Source organism: Mesorhizobium sp. B2-5-13, assembly GCF_006440535.1.
Lineage (GTDB): Bacteria > Pseudomonadota > Alphaproteobacteria > Rhizobiales > Rhizobiaceae > Mesorhizobium > Mesorhizobium salmacidum.
In genome coordinates, this window is record NZ_VFUI01000016.1 from 16267 (window position 1) to 33272 (window position 17006).

The following is a 17006-nucleotide window of genomic DNA, read 5'->3' on the forward strand; positions in this document are numbered from 1 at the left end:
ATATCCTAACCCTGTTCCTGCATTCGCCGGGCGATTGCCCTGTGCAGGTCGGGGGCCGCAGCGACAAGCGCCTTGGCCGCCTCTGATTGTGGGTGATCGAGTACTTCGCTCGTCTTGCCGCGCTCGACGATCTTGCCGTCATGCATAACCAGCACTTCGTCCGTGATGGCGCGGGCGACGGTCAGGTCATGGGTGATGAAGAGATAGGCGATGCCAAGCTTCTGGTTAAGATCGGCGAACAGGTCCAGGATCTGGGCGCGGATCGAGACATCGAGTGCCGAGACCGGCTCGTCGGCGACCACCAGTTTCGGGCGGGTGATGATGGCGCGGGCGATCGACAGGCGCTGACGCTGGCCGCCCGAAAACTCGTGCGGGTATTTGTCCATGTCGCGTTGGTCGAGGCCGACCTCGTGGAGCGCGTGCGCCACCATCTCGCGGCGTTCGGCCCGCGTCGGTTTTTTCTGCAGGACATGAAGCGGCTCGGCAACCAGTTTTTCGACCTTCTGGCGTGGATCGAAGGACCCGTAGGGATCCTGGAACACGACCTGCATATCGCGCCTGGCCGGCTTCAGCTCGGCTTCGCTCTTGCCGGTGATGGCTTCGCCGCGAAACCGGATCTCGCCCGAACCCGGCCGGTCCAGTGCCAGGATCATGCGGGCAAGGGTCGACTTGCCGCAACCGGAGCGGCCGACCAGTGCCACCGACTGGCCCGGCGCCATCGAAAGGGAGACGTCGTCGACGGCGCGAATCGCCGGCGCACGGCTGAACAGCGAGATGCGGCGGCCGGGGTAATCGCGGGTGACGCTTTCGACCTGGAGCAAGGATTGGTCTGTCCCGACACGGTGAGGCTTGGCGCGCGTCGGAACATGCATCGAAGCCTGCGCCAGTTGGCGCGTATAGGGATGAAGCTGACCGGAGAGCGTGCGCGCCGTGTCGCCTGCTTCCATCACCTCGCCATGGCGCAGGATGGTGATGCGGTCCGCCATCTCGGTCACGACAGCGAGATCATGCGAGATCAGCAGCAGGCCCATGCGGTTCTCCGCAACGAGGTCGCGCAAGAGGTCGAGGATCTGCGCCTGCAGCACCACGTCGAGCGCCGTCGTCGGCTCGTCGGCGATCAGCAGCTTTGGCTTCAGCGCGCAGGCGATGGCGATGACGACGCGCTGGCGCTGGCCGCCTGACAGTTCGTGGGGATAGCGCGACAGCGGGAACTTTGCCGAGGGCAGACCAACGCGGTCGAGTATTTTTCGCGCGCGCTCCTCGGCATCGGCACGGCTTGCCTTGGCGTGCCAGCGTATGCCTTCCGCGACCTGTTCGCCGATCGTCTTGACCGGATTGAGCGCTGTCATCGGTTCCTGGAACACCATGCCGATGTCGTCGCCGCGCAGGGCACACATCTGGTCCTCGGTCGCCGTCAGAATATCGATGCCGTCGAATGTGACGCGCCCGGTGGGGCGTGCGGCAGGGGGCAGGAGCCGCATCACCGTCAGCGCGGTCATCGATTTGCCGGAGCCGGATTCGCCGACCAGCCCCATCACTTCGCCGGGCGCAACGGAGAGCTCCATGTCCTTCAGGATCTGTGTGTCGCCGATGGTCAGCGACAGATTATCGACTTCGAGCAGGCTCATCGCCGCCGCCGTGATTTCGGGTCGAGAATGTCGGCGATGCCGTCGCCCAGAAGATTCAGGCCGAGCACGGTGACAACGATAGCCATGCCGGGGAAGATCGCCATCCACGGAGCCACCACCATGCGCGTCTGGGCGTCGAACAGCATGCGGCCCCAGCTCGGCATTGGCGGCTGAGCGCCGAGGCCGAGATAGGAAAGCCCGGCTTCGGCCAGGATACCCAGCGCGAACTGGATTGTGCCCTGCACCAGGAGTAGCGTGGCGATGTTGGGCAGCACATGTTCGATCGATATCTGCGTGCTGCTCTTACCGGCGGCGCGCGCGGCAAGGATGAATTCGCGCGGCCAGACGGCAAGCGCGCCGGCACGGGCGACGCGGGCAAAGACCGGAATGTTGAAGATGCCGATGGCGATGATGGCGTTGACGGCGCCCGGCCCGAAAATGGCGGTGATCATTATGGCCGACAGCAGCGCGGGGAAGGCGAAGACGAGATCGTTGACGCGCATCAGCGCCTCGTCGACGAGGCCGCCGCGCGCCGCGGCGAAGGCGCCAAGCGGCACGCCGACCCCCATGCCGATGCCGACGGCGACCAGCGCCACGGCAATCGAATTGCGCGCGCCAATCATGAGCATCGACAGGATATCGCGGCCGAAATGGTCGGTGCCGAACCAATGCGCCAGCGATGGGCCTTGCGTCTTGTCCGCTATGACCAGCTTCGTCACATCGTAAGGTGTCCAGGCATAGGAGACGATGGCCATTGCCAGGATCAGCACCGTGATGACGAAGCCGGCGACGAATGCGGCGTTCCCAAACGCCTTGGCCAGGATGCTGCGGAACGTCTCTTCGGGGATGTCGATGCGCAGCGTCATTGCCGGGTCCTCAGGCGAGGATCGACCGCCGCATAGGAAAGGTCGACGACGAGATTGACGACAATGACGGCGGCGACCAGCAGCATGACCACGCTTTCGACGACGATCAGGTCGCGCTGGGTGATCGCCTGGAACACCAGCCGGCCGAGACCGGGCAAATAGAAGACATTCTCGATGATGATGGTACCGGCGAGCAGGAAGGCGAATTGCAGGCCAAGAATGGTCAGCACCGGGATCATGGCGTTGCGCAGCGCGTGCCGCCACAGCACGGCGCGATAGGGCAGGCCCTTGGCGCGGGCGGTGCGGATATAGTCCTCGTTCAGCACCTCGATCAGCGCCGAGCGGGTGACGCGCGCCAGGATCGCCGCTTGTGGCAGGGCAAGCGCTACCGCCGGCAACAGCAGCGATTTCAGCGCGGGCCAGGCGCCGGCTCCCCAACCGGGAAAACCACCGGCTGGGACCAGGCGCAGCCAGACGGCAAAGACATAGATCAGCATCAGCGCGAACCAGAAATTGGGGACGGCTACGCCAAGCTGCGCCACGCCCATTGAAATCGTGTCGCCGGCCCGTCCGCGCCGGCTGGCGGAATAAAGCCCGACCGGAATGGCGATGACGGTAGAGAGCGCCAGCGCGATCAGCGCCAGCGGCAGCGAGACGGCGAGCCGTTCACGCACGAGGTCGATGACCGGCACCGAATAGGTATAGGAGCGGCCGAAATCGAGGCTGAGCAGGCCACCGACCCAATGCAGGTAGCGCAGGACAAGTGGCGCGTTGAGACCCATCTGGTTGCGCAAGAGTTCGACCTGATCGGCGCTGGCATTCATACCCAGCATCAGCCGCGCGGGATCGCCGGGGAGGATCTCCAGCACGGCGAACACCACCATCGAGGCAAGCACCAACGTGGCGAAAGCGATGGCGAGGCGCTTGAGGAGGTAGGCTGTCATGGAAGGCGAGGGAGCGTGGCGTTCTTCCTTCTTCCCTTGTGGGAGAAGGTGGCCTCGCGAAGCGAGGTCGGATGAGGGGTACTGGACGAATTGCAGGTTGAGTTTGTTCCAGCACCCCTCACCCGTCTTGGCGCTTTGCGCCAATCCACCTTCTCCCACAAGGGGAGAAGGGCAGTCCCGCGCAACCGCTGCCGCACCACAAGCCTCACTCGCTCCACTTCACCTTGGTGAGATCATTGGCCTGGATAGGCGCGTTTTCCCATAATCCCTGCAATTTGGCGTCCCAGACGCCGATCTTGGGCAGTTCGTAGAGGAAGCCGACCACGGCGTCGTCGGCCAGGATCTTTTGTGCCTCGCCAAGCAGTTCCTTGCGCTTGGTTTCGTCGGAGGTGAGGTTGAGGTCGGCGATTATTTTGTCGAAGGTCGGATTGTCGTAGTTGAAGTAGTAGTCCTTGCGCGAATAAATATCGATGTCGTTGGGTTCGGTGTGGGAGACGATGGTCAGGTCGTAGTCCTTCTTGGTGAACACCTGGTCCAGCCACTGCGCCCATTCGACCGGGATGATTTCGAGGTTGATTCCGACATCGCGAAGTTCCGAGGCGATGATCTCGCCACCCAGCCGTGCATAGCTGGGCGGCGGCAGTTTCAGCGTTGCCTTGAAGCCGTTCTCCAGCCCGGCTTCCTTCAGCAACTCCTTGGCCTTGTCGATGTTGTGCGGATAGAGGCCGGTGAGGTCGACATAGTCCTTGTTGGCTGGCGACATATGCGAGCCGATCGGCAGGCCAAGGCCGGCCGAGGCGCCGTCTATGATCGCCTTGCGGTCGAGCGCGTAGGAGATCGCCTGCCTTACCTGCAGCTTGTCGAAAGGCGGCTTCTTGTTGTTGATCGCCAGGATGGTCTCGCCCTCGGTCGAGCCGATCACCACCTTGAAACGCGGGTCGTCCTTGACCTGTGCCAGGCTGTCGGGATCGAAGAAGGGGAAGGCCTGGATGTCGCCGGACAGCAGCGCCGGCACATAGGCCGCGGCATCCGGCACGATACGGAACTCGACTTTGTCGAGGAACACCGGAGCGCCCCAGTAATGGTCGGCTTTTACCAAAGTGATCGATGATCCCTTGGCCCAGTTCTGGAATTTGAACGGGCCGGTGCCAACAGGTTTTTCCTTGTTGGTATCGGCGGATTTGGGGGACACCATCACCGCGTCGCCCCATCCCATATTGTAGAGGAAAGACCCTTGCGGGTTCTTCAGCGTGATCTTGACCGTTGCCGGATCGATGATCTCGACCTTGTCGATGGCTGCGAACAGGCCCTTCTGCGCATTGACCGAATTGTCGGCGCGGGCCCGGTCGAGCGAGAATTTCACATCGTCGGCGCTGAAATCGGCGCCGTCGTGGAATTTGACGCCGGTGTGCAGCTTGAACGTATAGATCTTGCCGTCATCGGAAATTGTCCAGCCCTCGGCCAGATCCGGCAGAACCTCGCCATTGGGGCCGATCCGGGTCAGACCCTCGAAGACATTGGCGTAGAGCACTTCCTTGATCGCCGCCGCAGCGCCCGCTGTTGGATCGAGATGGGGCGGTTCGAGCGGAATGCCGATGACCAGGTCGGTCCGGGCCGCAACGGCCTGACTTCCGGCGGCCAGCGCAAGGACCGCCGCGGCCAGAATGGTTTTCCACAGTCTCATCGTGCAACTCCCCATGCGTTCAGGACACGTGCTCAAACCGGGCGATAGAAGCGTGATTTCGCGCGGGAGTAAATTGCGTTTCGTGCTGCCGGGCAGGATGGCCGGGAATGTTTCTGCCGTGCCAGCCCTGTCGGCAGGTCGAAGCTTGTCGCGATGCTGGGTTATTCCGTGGCAGTGCCACGCAGCAGCACGTTGAGCCCGATCGCCATCACCTTGGCTGATTCCACCATGTCCGATACGCCGACCCACTCGTCCGGCCGGTGGGCAAGATCGAGAATGCCGGGTCCGTAGGCGATGCAGTCATAGATGTGGCCGATGCGGGCAATGTGCTTCTGGTCGTAGGTGCCGGGCGAAATGACGTAGTCGGGCTCGCGGTCGAAGATCGCATGAATGCCTTGCGCCACCGCCTTGACCACGGGCGCATCGCGCTCGGTCATCAGCGGCAGTACTTCCATCAGGTCGCGGATTTCATAATCGAACTTTTCGCGCTCGCGCTTCAGTCGGTCGAGAATGCCGGTCACTTCGGCTTTGACCGTGGCGAGATCCTCCTCGAGCAGGAAGCGGCGGTCGATGGTCAGCCGGCAGGAATCGGGCACGTTGGGCGAGGGCAGGCCGGGCCGGAAATCCTCGGTCTGGCCGCCATGGATGGAGTTGATGTTCATGGTCGAGCGCCTGGCGCCTTCCGGCACCACCGGCATGCGCGTGATCTTGCGGTCGAGCGCCGGAAACAACTCGTTCTCGAAGGCCCGCAGGACGGCGCCCATGTGGCGCACCGCATTGTCGCCGAGAAACGGCATCGAACCGTGCGCGATCTCTCCCTTGGTCTCGATCTCCGCCCACCAGACGCCGCGATGGCCAAGGCAGATGCGGTCCTTGTTCAACGGCTCGGGGATGATGACGTGGTCGACCTTGGGTTTCGAGAAATAGCCGAGCCTGGCCAGATGGGCGACGCCGCCGAAGCCGCCGGACTCCTCATCGACCGTGCCCGAAATCTCGATGGCGCCGGGAAAGTCGGGGAAGACTTCCATGAAGGCTTCGACAGCGATGATGGAGGCGGCGAGGCCGCCCTTCATGTCGCAGGCGCCGCGGCCATAGACCTTGCCGTCCCTGACGACGCCGGCAAAGGGATCCACGGTCCAGCCCTCGCCGGCCTCAACCACGTCTATATGCGAATTGAAATGGACGCAGGCGCCGGGTGACCGGCCGTCGAAACGGGCGACGACATTGACGCGCGGATAGCGATCGGTGTCGCCGGGCGTGCCTTCGGCGCGGATGAACTCGGTCTCAAAGCCACGTTTCCTTAGCCGCGCACTGATATAGTCGGCGCATGGCCTGTAGGCTTCGCCGGGTGGATTGACGGTCGGAAAACGGATCAGGTCGGCGGTCAGCGCCACCAATTCGTCGCGCCTGATATCGATTGCCTTGAGGAGTCGCTCGTTCATGCCGCGATTTGAGCAGCGATCGCCGTGGTTTTGCAAGCCCGTCGATCAATCCGTGCAGCGCGTCCCTGCGGCAACTATCGCGGGAAATCGTTCAAATTAGCTGCTTTGGATTGGCGAATTGATCAAGGACTGTGTGTTATCCGTTCACCGCCATTAAAAAGGTGAAAAAGAACGTGATGGCGAGCAGGCAAGGGGCAATCAAAGGGGTTTGATCGCATGAAAATGTCATTTCTCAAGGCAGCAGTATTGGTTGTTGCGCTGTTTGGCGCATCGGTCGCAAGTGAGGCGGCCACATTGGTGGCGAATATCGACGTGTCGTCGCAGACAATGACGGTCCGCTATGGCGTTTCGGTCTATCGGTGGGCCGTGTCGACCGCTCGGCCAGGCTATTTCACGCCACGCGGCACCTACCGGCCGCAACGCACGGCGCGGATGTGGTATTCGCGCAAATACGAAATGTCGCCGATGCCTTATTCCGTATTCTTCCATGGCGGCTATGCCATCCATGGAACAGGCGCCGTCAGGCAGCTCGGCCGCCCGGCTTCGCATGGCTGCGTGAGGCTGCATACGGCAAATGCCGCAACCTTCTATTCGATGGTGCGCGAGGTCGGATTCGGCAATACGCGTATTGTCGTCACCAATTAGGCAATTGGCGGTTCACTGATATTGGCTTTGTCTGCTGGCGGAGGAACCCACGTTCCCGCCAGCGGCTTGCTCAGGTGTTTGAGGCGGGAGCCGGGTTCGGCCGCTTTTTTCGCCGCCAGTTGCTGATCTCCCACCTTTTGTGGAACCACATCCACTGGCCGGGATCCTCGCGCACCCAGCGCTCGACGACGTCGTTCAGCATCTGGGTGGTGGCGTGGACGTCGACGCTGCCGTCGGCCGTGCGCGGCAAGACCAGCTTGTCCTCAATCTCGAGCCGGAAGCGGTTGCCTGGCAACCTGACACAACGCGCCGGGTAGACATCGCAGTCATAGTGACGGGCAAGGGTGCCGAGCACGCGGTTGCTCTGGCAGGGACGGCCGAAGAAGGTCGTGTCCAGGCCGTTGGAGAATTTCTGGTCGACGAGAACGCCGATATTGCCGCCATTCTCCAAGACTCCCGCCAGCGCGAACGAGGCGCCAGCCATCGAAGGGAGCAAGCCTCCCATGGTCGATCGCCTTGTCGAAAGGATGTAGTCGGCCAGGTAGGGGTTGTTGGGCGGCCGAAACAGCGCCGTGATGTTCATGCCAAAGGTCGCGGCCGCCACCGGCAGCAGCTCGAAATTGCCGAGATGGCCGGTGAAGACGATATGCGGCTGCTTCTCGGCCGCGATCTCGACGAAGTGCTCTGTTCCCTTGACCTCAACCCGACCCGGCTTGCCGGCGGCGGGGTCATAGTCGAACAGGGCGTCCAAAAAGATGTATTCGGCGGCAAGGCGGGCCATGTTGCCCCACATGTCGGAGGCGATGGCCTGGATTTCGCCATCACTCTTTCCCGGATAGGCCTTGCGCAGATTGTCGATGGCGACCTGGTGGCGTCCGACCCTTGGGCCGATGAGGCGAGCCGTGCGGTCGGCAAAATTCAGCGCGCTGTCGACCGGCAGCAGGCGCAGCAGCGACATGATGATCATCGCCGCGCGCGCGACAAGCCAGTAATTCATCTGGCGCAGTTGTCTGCCATAGCGAAATGTCAGATCGCGGCGAAGTTTCTTGAGCACGGAAATCGAGGCTCTAGGCGACGCGCAGGACGATCTTGCCGAAGACGTCGCGGCCTTCCATGCGCTTCAGCGCGGCATCGATATCGTCGAAGCCGACCTCGGTGTCGATGACCGGCGCGACCTGCCCCACGGCCATCTTCTGCATGGCGTTGGCCATGTTCTCCATGCGGCAACCGAAGGATCCGAGCAGTTTCAACTGCTGCTGGAAGAGCTGCATCAGGTTGATCTGCGTCGACACGCCCGAGGTCGAGCCGCAGGTCACCAGGCGGCCACCGCGCTTCAGGCACAGCATCGAGCCGGCAAAGGTGTCGGTGCCGACATGCTCGAACACGACGTCGACGCCCTTCTTCTTCGTCAGCTTGCGCACGACGCCTTCGAAGCGGTCGTCGCGGTAGTTGATGACGTGGTCGGCGCCGAGCGCCTTGGCCTTGTCGATCTTGTCGTTCGAGCCGACCGTGGTGATGATCGTGCAGCCCATCCGCTTGGCCAACTGGATAGCCGCCGAACCGATGCCCGATCCGCCGGCATGGACAAGGATCGTCTCGCCGGGCTGCAGCCTGGCATTGTCGAACAGCATGTGCTCGACGGTGCCGAAAGTAACGGGTGCTACCGCGGCCCCGATGTCGGTCACGCCGGGCGGGGCGGGGACCAGCAGGCGCGCCGGCAGGTTGATCTTCTCCTGCGCGAAGCCGTCGAGATGGAAGCCGTGAACGCCCGAAACATGTTCGCACAGATTGTCGCGGCCTTCGCGGCAGGCGCGGCAGAGGCCGCAGGTGCGCGCGCCGTAGATCGACACCAATTGTCCGGGAAGCAGGCTGGAAACGCCGGGACCGACCGTCTCAACCTCGCCGGAAGCCTCGGCGCCGACGACCAGCGGCAGCTTGCGCTTGGCGAAGGCCATGCCACGCCAGCCCCAGACGTCGATATGGTTCAGCGCCACTGCCTTGATGCGCAGCGTGACTTCGCCAAGCGCGGGGGGTGGCGGGGGTGGCAGGTCCACCGTTTCAAGGCGGCGGTCCTCGATAAGTTGCAGTGCGCGCATGGAGCCTGTCGGTTCTGTTAAGCGGAAAGGGCTCGCTTAGACCGGTTCCCGCGCCATGACAAGGCAAGTGTTCTGGCCGCCGAAGCCGAAGGAGTTCGACAGTACAGTGCAAACCTGCGCATCGCGCTTCTTGTTCGGCACGACGTCGAGCACGATCGCAGGGTCGGGATTGTCATAATTGATGGTCGGGGGAATGACGCTTTCGCGCATCGTCATCAGCGAAAACGCCGCTTCGACCGCGCCCGCCGCCGACAGTGTGTGGCCGATCATCGACTTGTTGGACGAGATCGGCATAGAGCCGATGCGCTCGCCAAACACCGTCGACAGCGATAGGTGCTCCATCTTGTCGTTTTCCGGCGTCGAGGTGCCGTGGGCGTTGACATAGTCGATCTCGTCTTCGCCGAGGCCCGCATCGGCAAGTGCGGCCCGGACAGCGGCAATCGCCGGCGAACCGTCCGGCTTGGAGCGGGTGCGGTGGAAATCGTCGGCCTTTTCGCCACACCCGCTGAGGATGCCAAGAACGGCGGCCCCACGGGCGAGCGCCGCCTCCAGCGATTCCAGCACCAGAGCGCCGGACCCCTCCGCCAACACAAAGCCGTCACGGTCCTTGGAAAACGGCTTGGAAGCCTTTCCCGGATTGTCGTTGTGAGTGGAAAGAGCCGACAGCAGCGAGAAGCGGATCAGCGCCTCGGCGGTTGCCGAACCGTCGGCGCCGATCGACAGGGCCCGGTCGCATTCTCCACGGCGGATCGCCTCGACGCCGAGCTGGATGGCGGTCGCGCCGGACGCGCAAGCTGTCGAGAGCGTGATCGGCAGGCCGCGCGTGCCGAACCGGTCGGCGAGCCGGTCGGCGATCGAACCGAACTGGGTGGTTTCGAAAACATCAAGCTCCTTCAGGCCGCGCGCCACACGCAGCAGCCTTTCGGCGCCGGAATCCTGCTTGTCGGAATTATAGAGCGAAAAGCGGTCGTGCCAGTCGAGTTCTACCGGTGGCGAGGCGAGGAACAGAGGGCCGCCGAAATCACCGGAATTCAGGCCGGCTTCGCCAACGGCCTCCTGCGCAGCGGTTTCCGCAAGCTCATAGGTGAGGAGGCTTGCTCCCTTGGAGCTCGACGGCAGAAAATCGACCATGCCGGAGATACGCGTGTTGAGGTGATCGACCGGGAAACGGGTGATCGGGTGAATGCCCGACTTGCCCGAAGTCAGTGCTGCCCAATTATCTGATTTGCCGACGCCGAGCGAGGTCACAACCCCGATGCCGGTGACGGCGACAACGGGCCTGCCCATGTGATCTCTGAACTTGGCCATCCGGGAGCCCCTCTCATCTCTGCGGCATGATCGCGAAACGCGCCTCAGGCGGCGTTGACCAGCGCCATGCCCTCGAATTGGTGATAGCCGATCGCCGTTGCAAGGACGCTCGCGGGAATGCCTTCGAATGGCTTTTCGGCCGTAGCGTCAAAAACAGGGTAGGCGGCCTTGCGGTCGACAGCCAATGCCGCCAGCGCCACGGCGAAGGGGAACTGTGCTTCCTTCATATGCCCGGTCAGCGTCGAGAAACCGCGCGTGGCGATTGCCGGATCGGCATCGAGCGCTGATTTCTCGGCAATGGTTGCCGCATGTGCGCCGGACGCGCCGGACATGGCGAGCAGCTTGCCGTTCGGCGGCGCCGCCTGTTTAAGCAGGAGAGCGATCTCGGCGTCGAGTTCTCCGCGCGACCGCCTGGCGCGGCCGGACACGATTTGTCCGAGCTCCGCGTAAATCTTGCGCCCGCGGCTTGCCGCGTGTTCGCGCTGCTCAAGCACCAGGAAGGCTCCGCCGGAACCTGACACCACGCCGCCGCCCTCGGCGCCCTGCCTTTGCCAGACAGGCCTCCACGGGCCGCGATGCAGATAACCGGCCAGTTCATAGCCGAGCAGCATGTCGGAATGTTCAGTCTGGAAGGCGCCGCCGACCAGGATGTGCGTCGACTGGCCGGAGCGGATTCGCGCGGCCGCCGTCTCGACGGCGGCGACGCCGGCGCCTTCCTCGCCCATGAACGTGCGCGACGAGCCCGTCACCTTGTGGACGATGGAGATGTTGCCTGCGAGCAGATTGGAAAGCTGCGCCAGGAACAGAGTTGGGCGCAGCTCTGTGGTCAGCTTCTCGTTGAGCAGCACGTCGCGGTCGTTGCGGCTTTCCGAAGCGGCGAGAATGTCAGCGTCGACCGCTTCGTCGCGCTCGCCGCCGCCGGCTGCCACGACCATGTCCATGGTGGTGCACAGCTCGTCATTGCCCTTGATGCCGGCATCGTCCAGGGCGAGGCCCGCGGCATAGGTGCCGAGCCTCTGCCATGTCTCCATCTGCCGCTGGTCGCCGCGCTTGGCGATCTGAAGGTTCCAGTCGATCTCGGGCAGCGGATGGACGGTGTAGGGTGCAAAGCGCGCGGCTTCGAGCACCGGCTCCCGGCCGGGTTGCGCCAGCTTCTGCCAATGGGCGTCAGGACCTTCCCCCAGCGAGGAAACAAGGCCGATACCTGTGATGACGACGTCGTGGGGGCTGCTCATGGGCGGCTTTGTGGGTCAGGCGGCGGAGCGCGTCAAGTCACGCGCCCTGATGACCTCAGGCGGTCTTGGCGGCAACCAGCGCGTCGATCTTGGCGCACAGGTTCTTCATGACGAAGTAATCGTCGGTCGAAGCCTTGCCGTCATTGACTTCCTGGGTCCACTTTTCCAGCGGCACCTTGATGCCGAATTCCTTGTCGATGGCGAAGACGATGTCGAGGAAGTCGAGACTGTCGATACCGAGATCGTCAATGGTGTGGCTCTCGGGCGTGATCGTGTCGATATCGATCTCGCTGGTATCGGCAATGATCTTGGCGACTTTGTCGAACGTGGTGGAGTTCGTGGTGGACAAGGGCTTTTCCTTCTTTGCGGGCGGAATCTGTCCGCATTCGTTTGGGCGCTGTCTAATCGGTTTTTTCCGGCAGGAAAAGGCCTGATAGCCGGGCGCGGATGGGCAGGGCGCCCAGGAAACGCAAGAAGAGCCGCCGGTTGACCCGGCGGCTCTTCCATTGACGTAACGTAAGCTCAGCTGTCGCGGAGCTTGACCAGGTCGTTCAGCAGCCCGCCCGTTCCGTTGTGGACAGTCAGCCGCTCGACCTTGCCGGCGATGGTTTCCAGAGCCTCGAGCTCCTTCAACCGCAGCATCACCGGGTTTTCCGCCATCACCCTGGCAGTATTGAGCAGGGAACGCGTGGCGTTCGTCTCCTCACGGCGGCGGATGACGTTGGCCTCGGCCTGCTTTTCGGCCGAAACCACCTGGTTGAGGATCTCGCGCATCTCGCCCGGCAGGATGACATCCTTGAGCGCGATATCGCTGACCTCGACCCCGATCTCGGCCATGTCGGCCCGGACCTTGGCCGCCGCCTCTTCGTCGACCGTCACCTTCTTTTCAAGGATCTGGTCGAGGGTGAGCGCGCCCAACGTCTTGCGGAAGGCGTACTGCAGGGCACGGTAGAGGGCCTCGGAGAAATCCTTCACCGCGCTCACCGCCTTGACCGGATCGACGACCCGGTATTCGGCGGCGATGTTGACTCGGATCGTGACGCGATCCCTGGTCAGCACTTCCTGCCCGGCGACGTCGAGCGACTGGCGCTTGAGGTCGACGACCTTGATCTGCACCATCCGTCCGACGTTCCAGAAGCCGTGCACGCCAGCGGCAAGTGTCCGCACAAGGACACCGTCGATGAACAGCAGCCCGGCCTGGCCGTCGACAACGGGGTGAACGGACATCAATTCCGCCTTCCGAGCCTGGCCGAGCCGGCGCATGACCGCCGGATCGATGGCAAGATCGGCCGAGGTGTCGACCACCATCACCTTCCACGGTCCGGCATCGGTCCACAGCACCAGCTTGCGGTCCGGCGCCAGCACGGAATGGAGGTTGCCGTCACGCTCGATGACGGCGACTTCCGTGCGTCCGGTACGGATGACGGTAAAATGACGCGCAGCCACGTCCGGGAGCTTGTCGAACAACGCCTTCTCGTACGCCGAAACGAATTCCGGGTTCTTCAAATCGTGCCGGGACACCTCAAGGCTCTGGTTCCGGTTGGCGAGCCAGTGCTCACCCGGCAGCAGGACAGCCTTGATCTCCCCCTTGTGGAGGGTGAGGGCACGTTCGTTTTCCCTTACGAGGACGCGCTCGCGCCCAAGAACCTTGTCGAGAATAGTCGTCATTGTCTTACTCCTGTCGGGCATGGCCCCATGCGAGGCGTCACGTCATGCGTCGATCTTCCCTTCGTTTCTCGTTTCGCTTCGAATTCCGGCACGAATGATCCAGGGACTGGTGGCATCAATCCGTGGCGGGCCTTCGGGAGCGGATCGCGGGGCAGCGAAGCGGGCGCCGGAGGCCAAAACCTCCCTTGCCGGCGACGCTGCGCCTTGACCATCACCGCGAGCCTGGCCGCGAGCCGATGGCATCGGACCTTTCGATACGGCTTTGGCCCGAAGGCTTCGGCCGTCCGTCAGGTCTTCAGCATTCCAGTCCCCGGACCGTTTTCAGATAACACCTGGCAGGGTGCTGGCTTATCAGGCCAATGGAGAAGGAATCGAACCTTCGACAATCAGATTATGAGTCTGATGCTCTAACCAAACTGAGCTATCCGTGGTGCAGACGACGGGACTCGAACCCACAACCTCCGGATTAAGTCCGGCGCTCTCCCAATTGAGCTACATCCGCGATCCCAATCCCCAAAGCTGCGCCGTATACAGGGCGGCAAAGCCGCCTGCACGGGCGGAGACGAAAGCTCCAACCGTTGTGCTCGCTTCGGTTTTCGTGACCGGGAGCGCGCCTATAGCCCCTGCGACGGGTTGTCGCAAGCGGCATTGTCGCGGCCAAATCGCGGCTTCTTGCGGCGGTGGCATTTCGGCAACACCGGTTGCCGCGCCTGCGATCGGGGAGTTGCGGTCTCAGAAGGTGACGCGGCCGAGCACGCGCAAGCCGTCGCCTTGCGGCTCGACCACCACTGCTTCGCCTTCGCGCGGCGATACGCCGGTCAGCGCCACGATGTTTTCGAGATGGGTGACCATGACCATATTGTCGGAACCGGTATAGGCGCGGATTTCCTTCATCACCGCCGCGATCTGCGCCGCCTTCTCCGCCGCATCGCTCTTCAAAAGATCGAGGGGTGCAAAAAGCTCCGGCTCGGCCTCGAAGGCGGTGCGCGCCGTGTCGAGGCAGCGGCAGTAGCGGCTGGACAGAATGCGCTCGATGGGAGCCGCGCGGGCGGCAAACAGGGCGCCGATCTTGCTTGCCTGCTGCTTGCCGCGCGCCGACAGATTGACCTGGGTGGCGCAATTGCCGATCTCGAAATTGGCCGGGTCGGTGGTGCCGGTGACCATGGCGTGGCGCAGCAGCACGACATGGCCGCCGTCGCGCAGCAGCGCCCAGCCGGCGTCCGTCGCGTGCGCGGCGGCGGGGACGACAAGCAGGAACAACGCCAAGGCTAACCGGATCATCGCCACCCTTCCATGAGTCCGTATCGGGCTCCAACCATTCGCATATAGAGATTGGAAAGCGGGCACAAAGACAAGCCGGGCGTCGGCCGCGTCTCAAGCCTCACTTTTTGGCGAGCTGCTGCTTCACCAGATCGATCTTCTGGTCGGTGAGCGGGATGGGGATTGTGTAGCCGGCTTCGGTAAAGCCCTGTTTGGCGTTCTCGAAGAACGCGATCGCCTTGAGGTATTCCGGCTTGCCGCCGCCATAGCTGGCGCGGTTCCAGTGGATGTCGCCAAGGTTGTTCTGTTCGAGGGCCCACTGCATGGGCTGACTTTCCCTGGTGAACACTTTCAGCGTCGCCGTGAAAGCCGCCTCGGCGTTATCGAGATATTTGCCGGTCCGTTCGATGTTGCCGAGGTTGAGGAGGCTCATACCGATACCGTTCTGGGCGTTGGCCCAGTCGACGGGTGCCGTCTCGATGGTCAGCACTTCAAGCGCCGCACGCCGCGCGGCGATCGAATCCTGCAAGGTCCTGGGGTCGGCATTGCTCATGCTCAACCAATGCAGCGTCGAGCCGAGGCCAGCCTGACTCAGCGCCCATTGCCGCGGATTGGTCTCGCGTTTGTACTCGCGCAAGGCATGGCGGTAGGCGGCAATCGCCTCGCTGTAGTGTTCGGGCTTGTCCGTCACGCTGCCAAGAAGCTGGAGCGTGTTGCCGAGATTATAGTAGCTCATCGCCCAATCGAGGGGAAATTTCCGTCTGACATAGACCTGGCGGGCCGCCTGGAATGCCGCGGCCGACTGCTCCAGCCTGGATGCGTCGCGGGTGCGCTGGCCAAGCGTCTGGTAGATCGAGCCGAGATTGTTCTGCGCCGACGCCCAATCCATCGGGAAGCGCTGCTTGGTGAACACCGTCAATGCACTGGCCGACGATCAGCGCCACGCCCTTGAGGTCTTTTGCCTCGGCAGCCCGAAGCATCGACGCGGCAACGGAGACAAGCATGGCGACAAACAACGTCAGCCACGCACGCCGGAAAAGACGCAGTTTCGAGGTTTCGACAGAGGTCATTTGTCCTTCCGCCCTGATGATCCAAGCCCTCTATAACCCTGGCAGCCGACGATGATCAAATTCGGGCGCGATTGCGCCGCGACCGTGGCTCGCCTATCCCTGAAAAATGTCTCCGCTCACCGAAACCGTCCTGTTCGTCTTCAGTCTTGTCGCGCTCGGCTATCTCGCCGGGTACACAGGTTATCTGAGACCGGCGAGCGGCGAGGGGATATCCGACTTCGCGGTCTCCGTGGCAATGCCGCTGCTTCTGTTCCAGACCATGGTCAAGGCCGATTTCCATGGCGTGGCACCATGGCCGCTATGGGGTGCCTATTTCACCGCCGTGGCGATCACCTGGGCGGCGGGCCATGTCGTCACCACGCGAATCTTTGGTCGCGATGCACGCGCCGGGGTCGTCGGCGGGGTGTCATCGGCCTATTCCAATGTGGTGCTGCTCGGTGCCCCCTTCATCCTTGGCATATTTGGTCCGAGCGGCTTCGAAGTGCTGTCGCTGCTGGTCTCGGTGCATCTGCCGATCATGATGATGGCTTCGATCGTGCTGTTCGAGATGTTCGGCCGGGGCAGCGGCGACCATGTGCATCCGTTGCGCGTCATCCGCAGCTTCCTGAGGCGGCTGTTCATCAACCCACTGATCATCGGCATTATCCTGGGGCTGGCATGGCGGCTCAGCGGCGTGCCGTTGCCCGGTCTCGTCATGCGGCTGGTCGATGCGCTGGCGAATACGGCCGGGCCGGTGGCGCTGTTTGCCATGGGGCTCAGCCTGCGCCGCTTCGGCATATCAGGCAATGTCCGGCCGGCCCTGGCGCTTTCGGCGCTGAAGCTGTTCCTGATGCCGGCGCTGGTTCTTGCCTTCGTCTGGCTGCTCGGCCTGCCACCGTTGACTGCCAAGGTGGCGGTCGTGGTGGCGGCGCTGCCGTCCGGCATCAATTCCTATCTCATCGCCGTGCAGTTCAACACCGGCCAGGCGCTGGCATCGAACCAGATGACCATCGCCACGGCTTGCGCGGTCCTCACCACCGCCTTCTGGCTGATGGTGGTCCTGCATGTCTTCGGGTGAGATTGACGACGGCGCATGCCACCCCGCTCTCGTCTTGCGCTGGTCCAACCCCTATATGCCATCTTGCGATTGCTTGCGAGGCTTTCCCTAGGTTAAGAGCAAT

The 17006-nt window shown here is 63.0% G+C and carries 15 protein-coding genes and 1 tRNA gene; 2 read left to right on the forward strand and 14 right to left on the reverse strand.

Translation table 11 applies throughout. The features are described from left to right. Positions 1 to 5: 5 nt before the first annotated feature. From FJ434_RS22395 to FJ434_RS22415, 5 genes are all read right to left on the reverse strand, one after another. A complete protein-coding gene (locus tag FJ434_RS22395; protein WP_140751671.1) occupies positions 6 to 1628 on the reverse strand; it encodes a dipeptide ABC transporter ATP-binding protein in 1623 nt (540 codons plus the stop codon). Next, positions 1625 to 2494 carry an ABC transporter permease gene (locus tag FJ434_RS22400; protein ID WP_140751673.1) on the reverse strand — a complete coding sequence of 290 codons (870 nt, stop codon included), beginning with the start codon at positions 2492 to 2494 and terminating at the stop codon, positions 1625 to 1627. The genes FJ434_RS22395 and FJ434_RS22400 overlap by 4 nt, the downstream gene beginning before the upstream one ends. After that, the gene (locus FJ434_RS22405; RefSeq protein WP_140711370.1) at positions 2491 to 3438 is read right to left on the reverse strand and encodes an ABC transporter permease; all 948 of its coding nucleotides are present in this window, start codon (positions 3436 to 3438) and stop codon (positions 2491 to 2493) included. Before FJ434_RS22405 ends, FJ434_RS22400 begins: the two co-directional genes overlap by 4 nt. A 205-nt stretch (positions 3439 to 3643) precedes the next feature. Further along, the gene (locus tag FJ434_RS22410; protein WP_140502677.1) at positions 3644 to 5122 is read right to left on the reverse strand and encodes an ABC transporter substrate-binding protein; all 1479 of its coding nucleotides are present in this window, start codon (positions 5120 to 5122) and stop codon (positions 3644 to 3646) included. 161 nt (positions 5123 to 5283) lie between these two features. Next, the gene (locus FJ434_RS22415; RefSeq protein WP_140751675.1) at positions 5284 to 6564 is read right to left on the reverse strand and encodes an acetylornithine deacetylase/succinyl-diaminopimelate desuccinylase family protein; all 1281 of its coding nucleotides are present in this window, start codon (positions 6562 to 6564) and stop codon (positions 5284 to 5286) included. Between the two features lie 216 nt (positions 6565 to 6780). Here FJ434_RS22415 and FJ434_RS22420 point away from each other — a divergent pair, with 216 nt between their 5' ends. Beyond that, positions 6781 to 7209 carry a L,D-transpeptidase gene (locus tag FJ434_RS22420; RefSeq protein ID WP_140751677.1) on the forward strand — a complete coding sequence of 143 codons (429 nt, stop codon included), beginning with the start codon at positions 6781 to 6783 and terminating at the stop codon, positions 7207 to 7209. Between the two features lie 70 nt (positions 7210 to 7279). Here the strand turns inward: FJ434_RS22420 and FJ434_RS22425 are convergent, their stop codons facing one another. The 9 genes from FJ434_RS22425 to FJ434_RS22465 all read right to left on the reverse strand — a co-directional run bounded on the left by FJ434_RS22425 (position 7280) and on the right by FJ434_RS22465 (position 15695). Then, the gene (locus FJ434_RS22425; protein WP_181166080.1) at positions 7280 to 8263 is read right to left on the reverse strand and encodes a lipid A biosynthesis lauroyl acyltransferase; all 984 of its coding nucleotides are present in this window, start codon (positions 8261 to 8263) and stop codon (positions 7280 to 7282) included. Between the two features lie 13 nt (positions 8264 to 8276). Continuing rightward, on the reverse strand, positions 8277 to 9305 hold the full coding sequence (locus FJ434_RS22430; protein WP_140751679.1) for a zinc-binding dehydrogenase: 1029 nt from the start codon (positions 9303 to 9305) through the stop codon (positions 8277 to 8279). 36 nt (positions 9306 to 9341) lie between these two features. Beyond that, complete coding sequence (locus tag FJ434_RS22435; protein WP_140751681.1) at positions 9342 to 10613, reverse strand: beta-ketoacyl-ACP synthase; 1272 nt, start codon at positions 10611 to 10613, stop codon at positions 9342 to 9344. A 44-nt stretch (positions 10614 to 10657) separates the two neighbouring features. Beyond that, a complete protein-coding gene (locus FJ434_RS22440; protein WP_140751683.1) occupies positions 10658 to 11848 on the reverse strand; it encodes a beta-ketoacyl-ACP synthase in 1191 nt (396 codons plus the stop codon). A gap of 55 nt (positions 11849 to 11903) precedes the next feature. Further along, positions 11904 to 12197, reverse strand: coding sequence for an acyl carrier protein (locus tag FJ434_RS22445; protein WP_027029416.1), 294 nt, complete (start codon positions 12195 to 12197; stop codon positions 11904 to 11906). Positions 12198 to 12370: 173 nt separating this feature from the next. Further along, a complete protein-coding gene (locus FJ434_RS22450; protein ID WP_181166081.1) occupies positions 12371 to 13516 on the reverse strand; it encodes a slipin family protein in 1146 nt (381 codons plus the stop codon). 356 nt (positions 13517 to 13872) lie between these two features. Next, a tRNA-Met gene (locus FJ434_RS22455) sits at positions 13873 to 13942 on the reverse strand. Between the two features lie 306 nt (positions 13943 to 14248). Next, entirely contained in the window at positions 14249 to 14797 is a 549-nt protein-coding gene (locus tag FJ434_RS22460; protein ID WP_140711375.1) for a histidine phosphatase family protein, read from the reverse strand. Between the two features lie 100 nt (positions 14798 to 14897). Beyond that, positions 14898 to 15695 carry a tetratricopeptide repeat protein gene (locus tag FJ434_RS22465; RefSeq protein WP_348640980.1) on the reverse strand — a complete coding sequence of 266 codons (798 nt, stop codon included), beginning with the start codon at positions 15693 to 15695 and terminating at the stop codon, positions 14898 to 14900. Positions 15696 to 15952: 257 nt separating this feature from the next. Here FJ434_RS22465 and FJ434_RS22470 point away from each other — a divergent pair, with 257 nt between their 5' ends. Beyond that, positions 15953 to 16903 (forward strand): AEC family transporter, encoded by a 951-nt coding sequence (locus FJ434_RS22470; protein WP_140711377.1) that lies wholly within the window; start codon positions 15953 to 15955, stop codon positions 16901 to 16903. The last annotated feature ends 103 nt before the right edge of the window (positions 16904 to 17006 follow it).